The sequence below is a fragment of the Bartonella sp. AP57NXGY genome (assembly GCF_042195805.1).
Classification (GTDB): Bacteria; Pseudomonadota; Alphaproteobacteria; order Rhizobiales; family Rhizobiaceae; genus Bartonella.
Window position 1 is genome coordinate 1 of record NZ_JBHIOZ010000339.1, and the last position, 1104, is coordinate 1104.

At 36.8% G+C, this 1104-nt stretch carries 1 protein-coding gene and 1 pseudogene; both read left to right on the plus strand.

Features of this window, described 5'->3' with window-relative positions; all coding sequences use genetic code 11:
* Window positions 1-390, plus strand: a pseudogene (locus ACFIL8_RS10740) (hypothetical protein); the annotation flags it as partial.
* Window positions 391-479: 89 nt separating this feature from the next.
* Window positions 480-854 carry a hypothetical protein gene (locus ACFIL8_RS10745; protein ID WP_375689765.1) on the plus strand — a complete coding sequence of 125 codons (375 nt, stop codon included), beginning with the start codon at window positions 480-482 and terminating at the stop codon, window positions 852-854.
* Window positions 855-1104 lie beyond the last annotated feature (250 nt).

Consider the following 1104-nt stretch of genomic DNA (forward strand, 5'->3'; position numbering starts at 1 on the left):
TTTATGGAAGGTGAGAAGCTGGGCTTTGAAACAAGCATCGAAGAGGAGCATCTGGAACGCGCAATGGTGATTGCTCAGGCGGTAGAAAAGACAAAGCAACCCAGTTACGATTTGCTTCAACAGGCGGCAAAGGATTTTTCCATGGAGGTAGAAAGCTATGAATATTTTAGAGCTACAGATCCCAATTTGTGCAATAGAAGAAGAGATTCTTATGAAAAATTGATCGAGGAAAAAAGAGAAGAATTAAGGCAACAGGGATATTTTGTTTATGAAAAGGACGCGATTTGTGAAGTTGATGGAAAAAACTATCGTCCTCATATTCTTTACATAAAGGATGGGGAGTTAGAATATATGGATGTAGAAATTAGGGTTGAGGAAAAAAATTATTGAGAAAGAATAAAGAGTTTAGATAAGTTAAAAAGAGCTTAAACCTAAAAATAGAGCGTAAAAAGCGCGAAGCGTAAAAGCAGAGGGGAACAATGCAGGAGAAAAAAGCAACATTTGAAGAGTCTTTCTTTTCATTTAGAAAATTTATGGTGTCTTCAGTGGAAATGCGTAAAGGGGTGGGACGGTGTAAAATAATAGGGCACCGCTTTTTTATCATGTTTTGTACATGTCTTATCATGATGGCTTTAGAAGTTCCTGCGGGTGCAAAGTCTCTGGTACAGCCGTTGCAATGGACAAGATGGGAAGGAATTGGTTCTCTTATTTTTCTCTTACCAGTGTTGATATGGTTTTGTCTTCTCACACCCCTTTCTATTTTGTGGGGGATTTGTCGTTTTAAAGAGCGTAAATTGGAAAAAATAAAGAAAAAACTAAAAGAAAAAATAAAGCAGCAAGAGATTAATCAATGAGGTTATACGCATGAGGAGTGAGATCGCGGTTTTTATTTTTTTTCTGCCGATTGGATGTTTTTTTCTAAATGCAGTTACAGTTTTTGCCATTTTTGTGAATATGATTATTGTGGCGCCTTATTATTCTTTAATCAAGCGTTTGAGGCTCTATTACAGAGTGAAAAAACAAAGAGGTTTGATGAAAGAACAGCCGCAGCATTTTTGTTTCTTTGAAAAAAGCGGAAAAGAAAAAGAGAGAGTGCCGCAAAAC